Source organism: Streptomyces sp. NPDC013187, from assembly GCF_042899705.1.
GTDB classification, from domain to species: Bacteria; Actinomycetota; Actinomycetes; order Streptomycetales; family Streptomycetaceae; genus Streptomyces; species Streptomyces hawaiiensis_A.
The window spans coordinates 24,731-41,487 of record NZ_JBIBAF010000028.1 but is presented as its reverse complement, the minus strand read 5'-3'; the positions used below and the strand labels follow the sequence as shown (position 1 = coordinate 41,487).

Sequence of the window (16,757 nt, the reverse complement as noted above, 5' to 3'; positions counted from 1 at the left end):
GGCGGGCCGGGCAGGGGGCGGGAGAGGTCACGGGCACGGTGTTGGCCCGCGCCGGGGTGAGGGCACCGCCTCCCAACCTCAGGTCAGGAAGGCTGCTTTGGCCTCTTCGCGGACGGTGCGGGATCGGCCCCCGGTGAGGAGGCTGGCTCGGTCGCTGTACTCGACGGGTCGGACCGCCGTCCGAGGCACCGTCCACAAGCCGTCGCTGGTGGTTCCTGCCGCAGAGGTGAGCCGGTCCAGCCACCCTTTGAGCGGATCGGTCCGCACGGCTGTCCTGGGCCTGGTACGGGTGTAGGCGATCAGCCAGTCCGCGAGCCACGGTCTGCCGGCCCGGCGGCTGATCTCCCGGAGCAGCAACGTTGTGGCGGCCTCGGCCCCGTCGGTCGCGGCCGTCTCGCGCAGCCGCTGCTGCCAGTAGGCGGCGCCGAGCAGTCGGGCCACGGTGATCGTCTCGGGGTAGCACACCAGCGCATGCGGCATCACCACCGCCGGCCTGCACCCCGTGACCGCGGCCAGCCGACGCACCCGGTCCTGCCAGACCGTCTCGGACCTCCACCCCTGTACCTGCCACGACCACACCACCGCTGCGGCGAGCGCCACCAGGTCTGCGGCGTCCGGGCGGGCCCGTACGAGAGCGGCGTGGCGGCGGTGCGCGGTGAGCACCTCGGGCAGTGTCTCCAGCGCAATGCTTGCCGGTCTGCCGGGATGTGCCAGGAGCCAGCGACGGTGGCGTCGGCATACATGCCCGGCCGCCTGCGGGTACACCAGCACGCTCTGCCCGGGCAGCCAGGCCCGCCCGGTGCACGGAGGGCAGGCCCCCACCCACGCTGCGCACGGCCGGTACCAGGCGGCCCGCAGGATTTCGTCGTTTACGAGCCGCTCGTGCGTGGTGGTGAGAGCGGGCAGCACAGCGGTGAGCCGGGCCAGAGGCGCGCCGGTGAAGCGCGCCAGCCTCGTCTTCGCAGGCGCGTTGAGGAACAACTCCATGCCGCTGCTGGGAGTACCAGTCACCTCCACGCGGTGGGAGCTACCCAGGATGCCCCGGAGCAGGTCCTGGGCGGGCAGGCCGTATACGGCAGTCATTCTGCGGATCCATGAGCCGGTCAGTTCCCCTTCGACAGGCGGGAGTCGGTCGGGTGTGCGTGCGGGCGGGGGTAAGGGCACCGGGGGTTTCCTTTGCGGCAGACGGCACGGAGGGCACGCCCAGGACGGAGATCGTGCTAGAGCGGGGGCATCCCGCCGGAAAAAGGGGCAGGGTGACGGGCCACCACAAGGGGGTGGGAGCGGGCGGCCCAGCGATGCGGCCCCTGGAAGCTGCATCGCTGCGCCGCCTGCCGGGGCCGGCCGGTCAGCTGCCGGGGCGCCGCTTGCGGGTGGCGCGGGCCGCGTTCGTGGCCTGGATGTCGAGCACCACCTGGGACAGCAGTTTCTTCGTGATCGCGTAACTTCCGTCCACGATGGAGCGGATCGCGGCTTCCCGGATCAGGAGGGACAGACTGGCCATCACCCCGCCGGTGAGCAGGTGGATGTAGTCGGCGTGGCGGATCAGCGTTCCGGGCCGGTGACGGGGCAGCCTGAGCGCCCCCTCCACGTCCCCGAGCAGCGCGCGCCACACCGCCTTCTGCCCGGGGGTGCCGTTGAGGAGCGGGGGAGTGCGCAGGATCTTGCAGCGGGCGGCGAGCTGGGCACCGCGGGGACCCGTCAGCAGCGGCGAGTTCTCCACGTCGACACCGGCCAGCACGAATGTCGCGGGCACCCGCTCCATGAGGGTCTTGACCTGGTCGGAAGTGTCGGCGCCGGGCCGGGTACGGGTGTTGAGCAGATGGACGTCGTCGAAGAACACCAGCCGGGTGCGGCGCTCGCACAGCACGTGGCACACGGCGTTGGTGATGGTGTTCTCGGTCATCCGGTCGTGGACGGGGATACCGGCGAACCGGGCCAGGACCTGGACGAGGCTTTTGGGCGTGTAGAGGGGCGGGATGGAGGCGAACGCCACGGGCATCCAGCTGGCGGCGCCCGGCCGGCGGCGCCGTTCGCTGCGTTCGAAGGACCGGCCCAGTTCCGCGAGCGTGGTCGACTTGCCCGCCCCGGGAGGTCCGGACACGATCAGGCCGCGCCGGGCGGTGCCCCGCTGCCGGTTGTTCACCAGCAGCGTCAACCTGAGCTGGGTCAACGCCTGTTCCATGGACGGAGTCCGCAGGACGACGAACTCGGAGTGGTAGCCCAGCAGTGCCTTTTGGCTCCAGCCCGGATCCTCCACCGGGGGCGCGGGCAGGCGCGGACGGGACACCTCCGCCTGCCACAGCAGGCAGTTGGTGACCGCGCCGGGAGTGATCTCGTCGTCGAAGGAGCCGTCCTCAGCGGCGACTACGGCAGCCATGGGTCGTTCATCTCCGGGTCCGTGTCGTTGCAGATGAAGGAGCCACCGGCAGACCGGCTGGTCTCCAACTCGTCGTCAGAGAGGTCGAAGGCGTCATCGCCCTCGTCCTCGTCGGGGACGGTCTCGTCGTCTACGTCGGGCATGGCGTAGAAGCCGGCCAGCCCGAACGACGGGGCGGGCACGTCCAGTACGTCGAGTCCGCCCTCCGGCACCGGCACCGCCCCCGAAGCGCGGGACTTCGCCACCACTCGCCGCTCCGCGGCCGACAGTTTCTCCTTGCCGGCGGCCTTTCTCAGGAACCGGTCCAAGGCCAGGGCCAGTTCGGCCTCGTGCTCCTCGCGGGAGCCGGTACGTTCGACCACCTTGCAGATGTGCTCCCAGACATGGTGCGTGAACGGGAGGGCGACCGAGGTGGCGTGGATCCACGCCACCTCACGGAACCCCTCCGGCAGCCGGACCCAGATCCGGACCGGGTCGTAGGGGTTGTAGTGCACCTCCCACCGGCCCTTCTCCGAGGCCACCCCGGAGTCCTGCCCCCGGTGGTCGTTGAGGCAGGCATCGTCGTAGGTGCGGTAGTCGAACCGGATGCCGGCATCCGTGATCGGCTGCCAGCGCACCGGCAGCAGCTCCACGTAGTCGTCCGCAGCCAGCGGCACCGGCACATACCCCGCAACCGGAAGCAGCGCCGCCCACATCTGGTTGGGCGTGAGAGCCTTCTTCGGCATCAGCGGATGGCGCAGGCCAGAATGCGGGCGGTGATGCCAGTGCACGACAAACTCGTCCCACAGCGCCTGGATCTCCACCACGGTCCGCAGCGGCTCTTTCTCCACCTTGGAGCCGCGCTCACTCACGTTCGAACCGGTGAACCCGGCCAGCCACTGGCAAAACAGTGAGTTGATCGAACCGAACGGCCGCTCCACGTGCCCTTTGGCCGGCCCGTTGGCCGGAGGCACGGGCTGCAGCGAGATCCCCAGGCTCTCGCATGCGGCCCGGGTGGCGGGCGAGACGAACACCTTGCCCTGGTCCACCACGACCGTTTCGGGCACGATGACCGGACGGGCCGCCGCGTCCTTCAGACGCTCGTCCATGCCCATCAGCTGCTCATGCGGCACGACCGACGCAGCCATCGACAGCGAGGCGTCCCAGCCGGGCCGCATCACCATCGGCGTCATCATCTGCGCCAGCAGCACCGCCACGTCGGTCAGTTTGCTGCCGGCTGGCCGCAGTACTCCCCACAGGCTGCGCGTCGTCACATCAACAGCGGTAGTCAGCTCCAGCCGACCGGCCACCCCGTCGTCGAGGACCACGAGCACGTCCATCGGGGTGCTGTCCATCATCACGAGCTCACCCGGGCGCAGCGCCAGCGTCGGCTTGAACGGCGGGGTCGGGCGCGAAACGCGGGCGCGCCGCTGCGCCACCGTCCCTTGAAGCCCCAGCGATTCCTCCACCGCGTCGATGAGTTTGTTGAACGTGGATTTCGGCGGCACCGCGACCGCCTGCTCACCGTGCTTGTCATCCAGCCACCACCGCACCTCCCGCCGCATCCGCGTCTTCCACCCCCGGGAACGGGAGCGAAGAGCCTCCTCAGGAAGCAGGGCGCGCAGCGCCTCGAGGAGTTGGGGATCGGCCCGGTCCAACCGCGTTGAGCCGCAGCCCTTCTTCCTAACCAGCCCCCACACGCCGTCCGCCCGGTAGCGTCCACGCCACCTGCGCACCGTTGCCCGGCTCACGCCCACCCAGCCCTGTAAGGCCAGTTCGTCGGCCTTCGCCTGCTCGCGCTGGGCCAGCGTCGTGGAATCAGGGTCGTACTGAGGCCTCACCGGGTCCTCGCCACCCGGTGTGGGCTGCCCGGTCTCTACCTCGCGGACATGCCGTTCCACCGCGAACGCCCGCCACTGCTCGTCCTCGGGCACGGTTGACAGCAACCCCATCTGCGGCACCCGCAGACGCGGCGGACTACCCGCCAGAGCGAAGGAAGGATCACCGAGCAGCTCAGTCAGGCCGAACACCGCCAGACCGTCTTCTGCCTCTTGCCCGGCCAGCCAGATTCGCGCGCCGGACGTCATGCTCCCCTCGACACCCGCAACGGTCCACGCCTGGCCGCGGCAGGTGACGGCCGTACCGACCATGAGCACCGGCCGGCTCACCGCTCCGCCCCCACCCCGGAGGTCACGGCGACGGCCCGCTCGTGCAGCGGACGCTCCAACGGTGTCTTCAGTACACCGGCCCACAGAGCGTGGAACACCGAAGGCCACACTGCGATCGGATCCCCCAGTAACCGCACTCCCTCGATGAGGGCCCGCGGGGTGCGGAAACACGCGGCCACCTCCGCCAACCGGCCGCACGCGCACCGCGGGTGCCGGTAGCCGGCCAGCCAGCGCACGTTGGCCTCCACAGCGGACGACGGGAACCCGACCAACCGGTAGTGCCAGCCGGCCGTGGCAGCGGCGGCCTCAAGATGGACAGCTCGCCTCACCAGCCGGCGCCCCGCTCCGAAACGGCCCACGCAGTCCACCAGCAGCCCGCTGCCGTCTGCCAGCCGCGCCATCAGGTGCGGGGCGTGGGAGACAACCCTGCCGCCCCGGCCCCGCCACAGCAACTCCACCGGCCGGCAGGCCAGTGCCACCACCTGCGGGTTATGGTCCAGCAGCATGACCTGCGTGCGCATGGCTTTGAATCCGTAGTGCACCAGAGCGTGGTTGGTCGCGGACCACCACCAACCCGGCGCCACTCGGCGGCCCTTCAGCACCGGGAAGGGCCGCACGGGCAGACAGTCCTCCAGCCGTTGTTCGCCGGCCACCTCAAGCCACGGCGCTTCGTGCTCGATACCGGCAGGATCCACGAACCGTGCTGTCATCCGAGCCGGATCGGCGAGGCGGCGTCTGGCGGGTGATGCAGGACACGAGCCCGACCGCTGTGCCATGGAAGGCGAAGAGATCACGAATAACTCCCATACGGGGGAAGACCAGGACTTCAGACGTCGCCCGGCACGGCCGAGGCGGTGGCCTGGATGCAAGAGGCAGCCGCAGGCCAGTCCTCCCATCGGCGGCGGACCGAGGGAGGGCAGGCGTGCGTGCTCACACAGAACAGGCGGAAGGTGCGAGAAAGTAGGAAAAGGCCGTCATCGGCACAGGCCAGTGCCAGGCCGTCGTCAAGGACCGCTGCTGCCTGCGGATGTGCGCAGCGTCCTGTTTCTACCGAGAGCCATCCCGCGGCTCCGGGCCAGCGGTGGGCACGCCCGCGGCGCCACACGAGCCGCGGGGGGATTGGCCGATGTCAGGCCGGCAAGGACTTCACCAGCTGGGTCAGGTTGTCGAGGAAGGCCCGGAAACGCTGGGGATCCTGCTCGTCGAGCTCGTCCAGCTTGCGGTTGGTCATGCCCATCAAGGCATCCAAGTCCTGCCCGGAAGGCTGCTCAGGCTCTGCCTCTCGCACCGGAGCAGGCAGAGCCCCAACTCCCGAGCTGGCCGCCGCCCTCAATGCCGGCGCGGGCCACACCATGCCCTGCTGGTCGCGGTGCACCAGCAGCGCCAGCGCCAGCCACTCCACGAGGTACATGCCGCGCCGCGGCTTGCCGGGAAGGTCGCCGAGAAGGCGCCTGCCCAACTCCTCCGCCGGCAACGGACCGGGCCGCAACGCGACATCCGCCACTGGAACCGACCAGTGCGAAACGAAAACCCCTTGCAGCAGCAGCCGCGCGTAGGTCTGGTCCTCCTGCCAGCGCTGCACAACGGTCCAGCCGGCCTCGGTGACCGCGAACTTCCCGCGCCCGCCGCTGAACAGACCTACCTCACAGCAGAACCGCAGAGTCTGAGTGGCGGTTTCAGTGGTCACATCCTCCTTGCGCGCCACGTCTGCGCTAGAGATAGTGCGCCGCTCCTCGCCGCTGTCGAGGGCGGCATTCAGCGCGATCTGCCACTGGCGCCGCACACTGGCGCGATCGGTCGGAGATGTCCGTTGCCCCGATACGGAAGAGCGGACAACGACCTCCTTCAAGGACTCGGCGCAGACAGCATCGGGAGGGGCAGAGCCACCGGCGTGAGAGAACAGACTTTCCATGTGCGTGAGGCCTTTCTGATCTTGCTGCACGTGCGGATGACACACAACGCACCGCCCTCCGCACGCTGGGTATAGTGACGGGGCGCGTGAGGCCAACTACATGCGCACCGTGACACCGCCGGGCTACCACACACCGGCGGTGTTCGGTCTTTCGCGCATGCTCAGGCCAGCTGATTCAGCGGTTTTCGGCCCTGGCCCACTCACCGCCAAGCCGGTAGACGCCACCACGCGGGCGCACGAGCAACCCCTGCTTCACCAGGTGCGTCAGTTCCGGACTCGTGCTCTTGACGTTCACGTGGGGCAGCACCTTCTCGATGTGCTCACGGATTTCCTTCGGCGTCGCTTCTCCCTGCTCCAGCAGGAGTTCGCGGGTCGCCCGTTGGATGGATGCCCGTACAGTCGGTGGATCACCATGGCCGGGTTCCTCGGCGGTGTCGGGCCCCGTCTTCGGGCCCGTACTCGCCGTGTGCCGTTGAATCTTCTCCTGGAGAGCGGTGACCAACTCGTTGGCGCTCTGCGCCGAGCCAGCTCGCACCGCTTTCTCGGCGCGCACCTCCGCCAGCACGCGTTCCGCGTCCTCTTCACGGCGGCAAACCGCTTCGAATGAGGCGTTCTTCGTCGCCGCCAGTTCGCTGGCCTGATGCAGCATGCTGTGCAGAGCGGGCAGTTGCACGGCCGGTTCCTCCCCCCGGATCTTGAAGAAGCCGCTTGTCGGGGGGCGAGTCTAGGGGCGCAGCCGCTGCTCCTGGCCCCATGTCAGAACCTGCGCACAGCCCCAACCCCCGCCACTGCGCTCAGCGCGCCGCTTCCACCTGCATAAATCGGTAGTTCCACAGGAATGACAGGCCTCAGAAGAATCCCACCATCGGGTGAGGCGCAGGCTCTCCGGCTTCACCGGGACACAGACATGTGCCCAGGCGAACCGGCGGCTTGCTCTGGTACCGCAGCCGCACTCACGCAGTGCTCGTCGCGGGAGGCCGTCCCATCCTGTGAAAGCCGGCTGCGGTGCCAGCGCCGACGGGATCACAGTGCGTGCAGCCGGGCCAGCCGGTGCGCCTCTTGCAGAAGCTGGAACACCTTGTGGTCCCCGCCCGGGCGGTCGGGATGCCAGGCCGCTGCTGCGGTCCTGTAGAGCCGGGAGACGGGCAGCCCGTGCGACGGATCCGAACCCGCCAGCCCGTGCAGCAGAGGCACAACCCGCGTGAGGGGCAGCGGTTTTGCCGCGGTGATCTGATCAAACTCGGCGTGGAAGAGAGCGACTTGCTCGTCCCGGATACGGCGGGCAATGGCAGCCTTCTCGCGCCAGCTGGCCTGCTTGCAGGCGTCCGAGCAGAAACGCGGGGCTCTGCCCGGCTTCGGGAGCCGATTCCATCCCAGCCCGCACCAAGCGCACTCGAACCGCTGAATGACCACACCTTCACGCGCTCGAACTGAGCGCACCTGACGCACCACGTCCATGTCCTCCGTATCCGTGTTGCCACCACGGCTACCGCACCGCAGACGCGGCCATCGGACGAACCGCGACACGTCACGCCAAGGAGGGACCCTAAATACGGTTCCGGCCCCCTTCCTCCGCCGCCAGACAGGCACCGCTCGCGGCCTGCAGACCGGTCCGTGCGGCGGCTTCATGCGTATCACCACCCAACCCGCAACGCCCCTGCGCACAGAACCCTGCACCCCTCTTGGCCTGCGTAGACGTGACGGGCGCGAAGCCTGTGCCCCAGCGCCAGCGCCACACCCCGCAGTGCTGCTTTTCGTAACGCCTGCGCTTGCGGACAACCTGCCCTGACTACACGTCCAGACCTCAGGAACATCCACCGCTTGCGGGGGTCGCATGCTCCCGCCCGATTCGTAACGCAGGTCGCGCGAAAGTCCGCCAAGAGCCGGTCGGGAGGATGCCGGCGACCTCAGCCCCACCGAGCCGGAGGGAGCCACGAGCGGCCCATACCTGACAGCAGCCGGCTGGGCTGGCATCCCGAACCAGACGCACACACCACCCAAACCTGGACCGTGGCGGGCCGGGCCGCATCAGCGATCTCGCGCCGATGCAACGAGTCCCCAAGCAGGCCAAGGCAGCCCACACATGGGACGTACGTTCGTAAGCATCCCCCTTCGGGGAGCAGCCCGCTGCATCGGCTCCCCGAATCCGCACAGGTCACATGGATACGAGATCAGAAAAATCGTTCCCTGCGCGCAGCCGCACATCTTTGCTGGTGCGGCATGCTGAGATCCGGCGGAGCGGGTGGCCACACCCCGCCCCCAGGCGCTGAGGCCGAGACCAGGCGGAGGTCTTTGCCCCTCGGCGCCGGCATCCCCGGCCCGGGCGGCGGAGCTGATGGTCCGGGCGTGCCCAAGTGCCGTACTCCTTCCTTCGTTCTTCCGGACTCCTGTCCTTGACCGCAACCGCGGTCGGCGCAGCCGCCGACGGCCCGGCAGCAACACCGTCACCGATACCCCTGACAGGCACACTATGGACGCGCACTTCACTTCTCAGGACCATCTGCTCAACCAAGGCCCCCGGCCCCCGCAGCTCCCCCCGCCCGGAGAACGGCGTCGACTGCGTGAACTGTGGGGAGCCACTATCGAGGAAGTCGCCGACGCCCTCAATGAGGAGCCAGAAGTCATGGCCGACTGGGAGGCCGGCGGGGGAGCGACCCGGATCTGGGACGTCTTCGTCCGTCCCAGATCCGAGGCGCGGCCCGTCAGAGTCGGCTGCCGGCACAGTGCCGACACGGCCGACACCTATGCCTACCTGAGACTGCTCAATGCCTTCCGTGAGCAACTCCCCACGACCTACGAACCGGACTGGGCGGCCCTGCGCAAGCGACCGGCAACCCAGGCTGTGGCACCCGCTACCCCCGCGATCCCCGCTCAGGCCAGCGCTCCCGACCCGAAGGCCAAACCATCCCGTCGCGGAGCCCGATGGACCCATGAGGAGAAGGACCGCCTGCGCACCGCATTCCTCGCCGGTACCCCCGTGCAAGAACTGGCCGAATCCCTGGGGCGCAGCGAGAAGTCCCTGCGCTGGGCGCTGTACCACCTCCACCTCATCCCCTTCCCGGCCGACGACGTACCCGCCCCACGCGCCGAACCGGAGAAGAAGCCCAAGGCCTACACGGTCGCCGACAAGCGCAAGACCCACCCCAACGCCTACGAACCCTGGAGTGCCGAAGACGACCAGCGCCTGGCCGAACGCTGTGCACAGGGCGCATCGCTGGCCGAGCTGGCGCAGGAGTTCGGCCGCAACAAGGGCGGTATCGCCTCCCGCCTCCTCAAAATCAACGCGGAAGGGCCCGCCGTTGAAGAAGCCCGGGAGTACGGGGGATAGACCCCGACGCTGCTCCTTTGACAGCACCTCCACCCGCCCCTACTGTGATGCCTAATCAGATATCAGAGTACGCATGTAGAGGATGTGGGTTCGGTGCTGCTGACAACCGGACAGGCAGCCGAGGAGCTCGGATGTGCTGTGACCACCTTCCGACGCCTCGTGCATGCCGGACTGCTGCCCGGCATATCTCACCGCGGCGTGCGGGTGATGACCCCCCTAGCTGCAGTGCAGTCCCTCAGCACACGCCGCCACGCAACCCTCGACCAGATTGAGGCCAAGGAGATCGCCGTACTCCGGGTCGACGCGGCCCGGCGAGCCGAAGAGCCAGACCGGGCCTGGATCGGCTTCGCCACCTCTCTCACCCCCGACGACATCCTCAAGGCACTGCGTGGCTGGTGGCGATGCGACGCGGCCAGCGTCGCGGCGGGGAGAGTGCTGCCGGTGACCCTCTCGGGCTACGTGGTGGCCGTCCTCACCGGCCTGGAGCGGTGGGAGACGAACAAACAGGGACGGCACGCCTTCTCCGACGCCCGCCTGGCCGGCTACATCACCGACCTCGCCACCCCGCAGGCTGTGATCACCTCCCCTGTGGACGCCGACCGGCGGCTTGCCGAACTGCTGCTGGGCGCCCGGCTCACCTCCCACTCGGGTGGCGCCATCGCCTACGTCCCCACCAACACAACCGGCTGAACTCCCAGGCACGGACAAGGAAGCCCCGATGGACGCACAGAGCTACAACACCGCTCTCGCCGACCTGCGCACCGTGCGGGACAAGATCAAGAAAGGCCGGGCGGAACTGACCCGGCTGGAAAACGAACGCGACCGGCGCATTGCCCATCTCGCTTCCTACGAGAAGGCAAAGGCCGAGCGGATCGCCCCGGCAGCCGGACTGAGCGTGGCCGACATCGTCTCTCTCGCCCCGGCCCTGGCCCCGGACAGCATTGCCGCCGATCACTCCCCGCCGCAGCCTTCAGCCCCCGAACCCGCGGCCCGCCCCGCAGACAGCGAGCCCGAACCGGTCGACCAGACAGGAGCGGTGGCACCCGCCGCAGGCACCACCCGCGATCCGCAGTCTGCACCCTCACCGGCTCCGGCCGCTGAGAACACCCACGGCCCCCAGCAGGCGGCGCCTACGACACCGAATGCGCCTCGCATCCTGCCCTCCATCCCCGAAGGCGAGGCCGGCGACGCCTGGTGCACCCACACCGCGGGTCTGGCCTCCAGCCGGCCCAACTTCACCCAACAAGCCCGCTCCACCGTCTTCCTCGACACCACCACCGGCGTCCTGGTGCACCGCCACCAGACCCACCGCCTCGACCTCGGCAACCAGTCGGCCGCCGACATCCTCACCGCCGTCTTCCACACCCTCCCCGAAGGCGCCGAACGCATCTACATCACCGCGGGCGCCCCCTGGCACCGCAACGCCGACCGCTACCCCTACCTCCGCGACGCGGTCGCCGCCTGGCTCAACGCCCCCACCCCCGGCTGGCGCACCGACACCGGCCGAGGCCGCGACCGAATGGCCGGACACTTCGTCCACGCCCGCAACCCCGTCGGGCGCTACCAGCGCGAAGACGGCAGCCAGCACTGTGAGATCCGCTCGGTGGGGGAGTGGTTCGACCTCGACGGCGACGACCCCGCCACCGTCCGCGACGCCTTCGTCCTCCTGTGGCAGACGCTGCGCCGCCACTGGCCTGACGCCGTCGTGATGGGCTCCCCCTCCCAGACCGGCCGCGACCTGTGGGCCCGCACCATCCCCCAACGCGGCCAGTACGCCGACGGCTTCCCCGTCCTGTCCGAAGAACTACGCGGCCTGCTGCACGCCACCGCAGGCCAAGGCCGCAACGAACTCATCACACCACCCCGCGTCCCCGCCCAACTGCCGCAACTCGTCGAATACGACCGCACCTTCGCCTACGCCAAGCACACCTGGAAATCTCCAGTCGGCAACCCCCGCCGCATCACCGCCGCCACCTTCGCCGCCTGGAGCGAGAAAGAACAGAACCGGGCCCTGTACGGCTGCGGCCACTGGCACGTCCGGGTCACCGTTCCCGACGCCTGGAACCACGTCGGCCTCCTACCCGCCCCGGCACCGGGCGAGCGTGTCTGGCACTACCCGAGCCAGCCACGCACCACCTTCACCACCTGGGCCGGCGGCCCGGAAATCCACACCGCTCTGGCCAACCCGATCACACCGTGGAAGGTCGAGATCCTGGACGGCATCCTGTGGGAGGACGGCAAACCACTCGACGACTGGGCCAAGAAACTCAAAGAGACCTGGACCAACCTCTCCGCCCAAGCCCACTTTCAGGGCGACGCCCAGCAGGCCCGCGCCGCTCACCTCGCCTCCCGCGCGGTGCGCGCCATCCTGCTGTACGGCATCGGCGCCTTCGCCCAACGCCCCCGCATGGTCACCGGCACCACCCCCCGCACCCTGGAGCGAGACGTCCCACCCGACGCCGAAATCATCAGTTTTGACGACGAACTGATCACCTGGCAACGCCCCAGCGGCTACAGCCGGGACCCCAACGCCCACCCAGAATGGACAGCCGCCATCTGGTCCGGCGCACGTGCCGCCCTACTCACCCAGCGCCACCGCGATGACGACACCTATGCCGGAGCCCTGCACACACCGCCCGGCAGCGTCATTGCCTTCCGCACCGACGCCCTCTACCTCACTCAACCCCACGACTGGCCCTACCACCACCAGCCTGGCGACTACCTGCTGCGCGGCCACCTCAACGGTCCCCTCACAGCACCCACCACCGAAGAGGACCTCCTCGCCCTGCGAGACGCCGGCCGCGCCGCCCTCGCCTCCCCAGGCCAGGAGGCCTGATGCCCCCCCGCTCCCGCCACCAAGAGGCGACGCCGCAAGAGGAGCTGAACGAAGCCGCGCGACTCGCCGACCAAATCCAACGCATCGGCTACACCAAACGCGACATCGCCCGCATCATCAACCGCGACCCCTCCCTGGTCTCGCAGTTCTACACCAGAAGCAAAGGCGCCGCCTTCGTCACCGCACTACGCGAAGTCCTCACCGCCATTGAAACCGCAGGCATCACCGAACTGCCCGAACTCGCCGCCATCGCAGCCCGCCACACCCAAAGGCGCACCACCGCCTCCGGCTCCCGCGCCCGGGTCCGTGGCAAGGCCGTTCTCATCACACCCAGTGGATCCGGCACCGGCCGAGCCGGCGCCCAAGCGATCGCCTCCGGCTCCGCCCGTCTGCGCCCGCTGATCGCCGAGGCCGCCCGCCGCGGTCTGCGCCTGGCCTTCACTGTCCGCCTGGCCAAGACCGGCTACCTGCTCCCCTCCGGCAGCCGCACCGACTCACCCGGCATCCGCCGCGACGTCATCCAACGCGCCGACCACACTGAAGAGCGCTCCTACGGATCCTCCCAGACCGGCGGCTTCGACGCCGCCGACTTCGCCCGCCGCGTCAACGCCGCAGCCGGCGACGTCTCCGCAGCCGTCCACCAATGGCTCGTGGAAACCGGGCGCATCCGCGCGGACGCCCACATCCTCCACCTCGAAATCCGAACCTGGCGCCCCGCCAACCGACCCTGAGACACCGCCCCGGGCCCCATCCGGGCGTGACGCGGTGCAGACACACCCTGGCACGGACAGCGTTGGGTTGAACGCCAGGGTGAGGTTGTCGGGGAACGAGTACAGGCCGCGGTCGCCGCACTCACACGGATGACAGGGGGAAGGCAAGCCGACCTCGCCGCCGCGCTCGGAATGAGCCAAGCACAGGTCAGCCGACGAACTGCGCCACACAGCCGACGGCCGTCTGACCCCCGCGCATGGCGAGTCCGACACGGTTCCGGTCCAGACTCTGGAACGCGGCAGCCCCGACGGAGCTCGTCGGGGCTGCCGCACAGCCACATCGTCCCCCAGGCTAGCTTTGCCATGCGATGGCACAACCAGCAGGCCGGGGGGCTAAGCGGCGGGTGTGTAGGTGACGGTCTGGTCAGGGCAGGCGGCGGCGAGGTCGTTCAGGGCGGCCAGCTCGGCGTCATCTACGCTGAGGTTCCAGCGGAGTTTGGTGGCGGTCCATTCGGCGGCGTACCGGCAGTGGACTTCTGCGGCCGGTGGCATCCACTGGGCGGGGTCCTGGTCGGCCTTGCTGCGGTTGGAGCGGGCGGTGACCGCGACCAGGCTGGCCTCAGCTCCCTGGTCGTTGGCGTAAGCCTCGCGGCGCTGCGCGGTCCAGGCGGAGGCGCCGCTGTCCCAGGCTTCTGCCAGGGGCACCATGTGGTCGATGTCCAGGCCGGAGGCGGAGGTCACCGTGGTTTGGTCGTAGTACGACCACCAGCTGCCGCCGGTGAGCCGGCATCTGGGTCCCACGGCGGGCGCTTCGACGGCTTCGGAGATGAGGACTTCGTTGCGGGTGGTGCAGCCGTCGGCCGGGTCGTCGCCGGAGTTCCAGTGCTTGAACGCCTCGCGTGTGTAGCCGTCGCGGGACTCGGTGGCCAGCGGCAGGCTCGCGACAGCGTCGGCGAGCGAAGCGGTCTCAGCCGCGTGCACGGGCGTAGCGGTGGTGAGGGACAGGACGGTGAGGAGCGCGGCGGGTAGGCCGCGCAGCAGAGCGGTACGCATGTACCTGTTGGTAGCGGCCGGTCTGGGGCGCACGTGCCGGGGACGGCCGTTGCGCCCCTCGTGTGAGTGCAATGGTCGTACCGGAGAAACGACATAGCTCGGCGGCAGCTCACGAGCGCAGTCCAGTGCGCTACTGGGCGGAGAATCAGCTCTTCGTGAGCGCGTCGAGCCAGGAAGCGCCGGGCGGTGGTACGAAGAAGTAGCCGCCTCCCGTGGTGAGGGTGTACTTGGCCATGGCTTCGCCCTGGAGTCTGCGCTGTACCGCTTCGAAGCCCTTCTCCAAGTCGCTTTGAAAGCAGGAGAAGATCAGCCCTTGGTCGTCAGGGCCGCGGTCGTAGTTGTAGCTGCGCCGCACCATCGGGGGAGGGGTGCGCGGGTTGGGTGCAGCTCTGCGTACGTGCGCATCGAGCGGGGTGGTCCTGCCGTGGGGGTCGGTGGCGAAGACGGCTCGTTCGGTGCTGGGTGTGCCGTCCAGCCACCGGCCGTTCCGGCGTCGGCCGGTGATGCGTTCCTGTTCGTCGAGGGTGTCCCGGTCCCAGAAGTCGGTGGCAAGCCTGATGATCCGTAGCACCTGGTAGCTGCCGCCTACAGCCCACGAGGGCTCACCCTGGCCAGCTTTGACGATCGCACGTCCCGTGATCTCGGCCGCAGTGGCGGGATTTCCATGCCCCTCGGTGAAGTGGAATGGGTTGCGGGACAATCCCTGGCCGTTCTCGATGCGGTTCTCGGGTCGGGTCCCGTCCACGCGCCAGCGCAGCTGCTGATGCGGCAGCGTGCGTAGCGCTTGCTCGGCGGCCTGCCGTACCGCGCGGGCTGAGGCCCCGGTGACGTGGAGCAAGAGGTCGCCATCCGACGCGGCAGGGTCCAGCACATCACCTGCAAACGAGGGCATCTTCTTCAGGTGCCGCGGCCGGTCGATGCGCGAGGACAAAGCGCCCTCGCCGAGCGCCAGCCAGGCTGCGATTTCTCCGCCGTCCATCTCAGCGACGGCATCGTATGCGGCACGCAGCACGTTGGCACGTCCCAAGCCGCTTGCGTTGAGATCGAAGGAAAGGATCTGTGTGAACGGCAGGGGCGCTACGCCGCGCAGGTGGGCTGGCGTTTCGGCGCCTCCTGAGGCATTGCCCCGCAGGGCAACGGCGCTCACGGCGGCCAGACCGACAGCGCCGGCACCGGTGGCAACGGAAGTGCGGAGCACTTCCCGTCTTGTTACAGCCATTGGATGGCCTCACCTTTCCGGCAGGCAACAGTTCTGCCTCGGTGTCGACAGGTGTGGTCGAGCGGCAGCCTGGCAGACGCCTCGCTTCGTAGGGTTCGGCTACGGGGCACTGGGGTCCTCCGCATTGAGGGCATCGAGCAGCTTGCTGGCAGCCTCGGCGACGTCGGGGTCGATGGAACCGGTCAGCCCCTCGACGACTTGGCGACCGGCTAGCACTGCATGGTGCGCGGTGACTTCCCACTGGACCTTGTGGGTGTAGTTGTCGGTGTACTTAGGAAGAGCATCTGCTGCGGAGTGACTCCACTCTCGCGAGGAATAGATGTTCAGCAGGAGCTGAAGCACCTCGGCTTTGCAGGCGACGTGAGGAGCAGCGGCCAGTTCCAGAAGGAAAGGTACGGTCGGAGCGGTGGCCTCGGAGATGACGAAGCCCAACTCGCATACCAGATCAGCCAGGTAGTCCAGGGCCAGGCTCCCAGTCTCGCGATCCGACCAGGCCGCCTTGGAGAGCAACGTGGGAATATCCCGCGCGGAGCCCCCGGGCACCTCGAGGTCACCCCACTGGACCCGTCCCAGCCCTTTCAGGATGGTTCCCAAGCCCGCTCACCCGCCTCGGAATGTATCGGTGATACCTAGCCGGTCCATGACGCGTTGGCACTGATCAAAACCGGGGATCAGCTCTCTGTTGCCGGGATGGCCGAACGGCTTGCACCCCGTTCGTATCGTCGCGTTGCGAACTATTCGGCGTTCTTACTCCACTCGCGGGCGCCCGCCTGCCGCATCAGATCTTCCGCCGCCGAGTCGGAGAGGATCGGGTGCACGAGCCGGACATATTCAGCTTGTCCCAACAGGGATTTCCTCAGTTGCTTTAGATTCCGGGCACTGTAGGAGATCCTGCCCCGCAGCTCTACGGCCCCGGTAGCAAGAGCCAGGTCTTCGATGCTTGCGGTCAGTGTCACGGACTCTTTCGCGATGCTGACGCTGCACTCCACAGTGCCTTCTCTGGGGTCGAGCCCGATTTGGTAATCGACCCCACCACCCTTGTACGTCGAGACCGGTATGACGCGCTCATCCTCAGCAGGGCCGGACAATCCCAGAGAGTTCGCCGTCACCGCATAAGCTGCGCGCACCTCTTCAAAGAAGACCTTAGCGGCTGGAATCATAAGTACCTCTCG

At 68.7% G+C, this 16,757-nt stretch carries 15 protein-coding genes; 4 read left to right on the top strand and 11 right to left on the bottom strand.

Going from position 1 to position 16,757, the window contains the following annotated elements:
* Positions 1–78 precede the first annotated feature (78 nt).
* The 7 genes from ACFY5B_RS37970 to ACFY5B_RS37940 all read right to left on the bottom strand — a co-directional run bounded on the left by ACFY5B_RS37970 (position 79) and on the right by ACFY5B_RS37940 (position 7,897).
* Positions 79–1,164 (bottom strand): TniQ family protein, encoded by a 1,086-nt coding sequence (locus ACFY5B_RS37970; protein ID WP_389979317.1) that lies wholly within the window; start codon positions 1,162–1,164, stop codon positions 79–81.
* Positions 1,165–1,348: 184 nt separating this feature from the next.
* On the bottom strand, positions 1,349–2,380 hold the full coding sequence (locus ACFY5B_RS37965) for an AAA family ATPase (protein WP_389979314.1): 1,032 nt from the start codon (positions 2,378–2,380) through the stop codon (positions 1,349–1,351).
* A complete protein-coding gene (locus ACFY5B_RS37960) occupies positions 2,368–4,527 on the bottom strand; it encodes a transposase (protein ID WP_389979311.1) in 2,160 nt (719 codons plus the stop codon). Before ACFY5B_RS37960 ends, ACFY5B_RS37965 begins: the two co-directional genes overlap by 13 nt.
* The gene (locus tag ACFY5B_RS37955) at positions 4,524–5,237 is read right to left on the bottom strand and encodes a TnsA-like heteromeric transposase endonuclease subunit (RefSeq protein ID WP_389979306.1); all 714 of its coding nucleotides are present in this window, start codon (positions 5,235–5,237) and stop codon (positions 4,524–4,526) included. The genes ACFY5B_RS37960 and ACFY5B_RS37955 overlap by 4 nt, the downstream gene beginning before the upstream one ends.
* A gap of 419 nt (positions 5,238–5,656) precedes the next feature.
* Positions 5,657–6,469 (bottom strand): hypothetical protein, encoded by an 813-nt coding sequence (locus ACFY5B_RS37950; RefSeq protein ID WP_389979303.1) that lies wholly within the window; start codon positions 6,467–6,469, stop codon positions 5,657–5,659.
* 145 nt (positions 6,470–6,614) lie between these two features.
* Positions 6,615–7,112: a hypothetical protein gene (locus ACFY5B_RS37945; protein WP_389979300.1), complete on the bottom strand. Its 498-nt coding sequence runs from the start codon at positions 7,110–7,112 to the stop codon at positions 6,615–6,617.
* Positions 7,113–7,462: 350 nt separating this feature from the next.
* The gene (locus ACFY5B_RS37940; RefSeq protein ID WP_389979296.1) at positions 7,463–7,897 is read right to left on the bottom strand and encodes a hypothetical protein; all 435 of its coding nucleotides are present in this window, start codon (positions 7,895–7,897) and stop codon (positions 7,463–7,465) included.
* Positions 7,898–9,062: 1,165 nt separating this feature from the next.
* Here ACFY5B_RS37940 and ACFY5B_RS37935 point away from each other — a divergent pair.
* From ACFY5B_RS37935 to ACFY5B_RS37920, 4 genes are all read left to right on the top strand, one after another.
* The gene (locus ACFY5B_RS37935) at positions 9,063–9,767 is read left to right on the top strand and encodes a hypothetical protein (RefSeq protein ID WP_389979293.1); all 705 of its coding nucleotides are present in this window, start codon (positions 9,063–9,065) and stop codon (positions 9,765–9,767) included.
* 138 nt (positions 9,768–9,905) lie between these two features.
* On the top strand, positions 9,906–10,457 hold the full coding sequence (locus tag ACFY5B_RS37930) for a DNA-binding protein (RefSeq protein WP_389979291.1): 552 nt from the start codon (positions 9,906–9,908) through the stop codon (positions 10,455–10,457).
* 28 nt (positions 10,458–10,485) lie between these two features.
* Positions 10,486–12,603 carry a hypothetical protein gene (locus tag ACFY5B_RS37925; RefSeq protein ID WP_389979288.1) on the top strand — a complete coding sequence of 706 codons (2,118 nt, stop codon included), beginning with the start codon at positions 10,486–10,488 and terminating at the stop codon, positions 12,601–12,603.
* Positions 12,603–13,334: a helix-turn-helix domain containing protein gene (locus ACFY5B_RS37920; protein ID WP_389979285.1), complete on the top strand. Its 732-nt coding sequence runs from the start codon at positions 12,603–12,605 to the stop codon at positions 13,332–13,334. Before ACFY5B_RS37925 ends, ACFY5B_RS37920 begins: the two co-directional genes overlap by 1 nt.
* Before the next feature lie 372 nt (positions 13,335–13,706).
* Here the strand turns inward: ACFY5B_RS37920 and ACFY5B_RS37915 are convergent, their stop codons facing one another.
* The 4 genes from ACFY5B_RS37915 to ACFY5B_RS37900 form a co-directional block, all read right to left on the bottom strand.
* Positions 13,707–14,366, bottom strand: a complete 660-nt coding sequence (locus ACFY5B_RS37915; RefSeq protein WP_389979282.1) for an HNH endonuclease family protein — start codon at positions 14,364–14,366, stop codon at positions 13,707–13,709.
* Between the two features lie 145 nt (positions 14,367–14,511).
* Positions 14,512–15,564 carry a Dyp-type peroxidase gene (locus ACFY5B_RS37910; protein ID WP_389979279.1) on the bottom strand — a complete coding sequence of 351 codons (1,053 nt, stop codon included), beginning with the start codon at positions 15,562–15,564 and terminating at the stop codon, positions 14,512–14,514.
* A gap of 120 nt (positions 15,565–15,684) precedes the next feature.
* Entirely contained in the window at positions 15,685–16,179 is a 495-nt protein-coding gene (locus ACFY5B_RS37905; RefSeq protein ID WP_389979276.1) for a hypothetical protein, read from the bottom strand.
* Between the two features lie 140 nt (positions 16,180–16,319).
* Complete coding sequence (locus tag ACFY5B_RS37900) at positions 16,320–16,745, bottom strand: hypothetical protein (RefSeq protein ID WP_389979273.1); 426 nt, start codon at positions 16,743–16,745, stop codon at positions 16,320–16,322.
* Positions 16,746–16,757 lie beyond the last annotated feature (12 nt).